The organism is Cohnella baijiui, from assembly GCF_020731285.1.
GTDB lineage: Bacteria > Bacillota > Bacilli > Paenibacillales > Paenibacillaceae > Cohnella.
The window spans coordinates 1-379 of record NZ_JAJFOW010000143.1 but is presented as its reverse complement, the minus strand read 5'-3'; the positions used below and the strand labels follow the sequence as shown (position 1 = coordinate 379).

The 379-nt window shown below is 48.8% G+C and carries 1 pseudogene; it reads left to right on the top strand.

What is annotated here, in order from left to right:
* Window positions 1–180: pseudogene (locus LKX83_RS32035) on the top strand (acetyltransferase); the annotation flags it as partial.
* Between the last annotated feature and the right edge of the window lie 199 nt (window positions 181–379).

The window sequence follows — 379 nt, the reverse complement described above, 5'->3', positions numbered from 1 at the left end:
CTCTCCGGTAATGTGACCATTCGTGAAGGTGTACAGACAGGGACCGGAACGGCGGTTATTCCCGGTATGGAGATTGGCGCCTATACGATTACGGGTGCCGGAGCGGTCGTCACAAGATCACTGCCTGCCCGCTGCACAGCCGTCGGCATTCCGGCGGCACCGATCAAGCAGCACACGTAGTTCGACGAAATGTAAGAGATTTTGTCAAGAAAAAAGGTTTATTTATATTTGAGGTTTTGGACGATCTGATATAAAATGGAGGCGGTGCAACCTCAGGATAGGTTGTACCGTCTTAGTGTATGTAAACTATGAAAGTTGGAAATGGATGAAGACAAGTATGGACACTCAACAGCGGGTCAACATTCTCGGTGTACCGTTT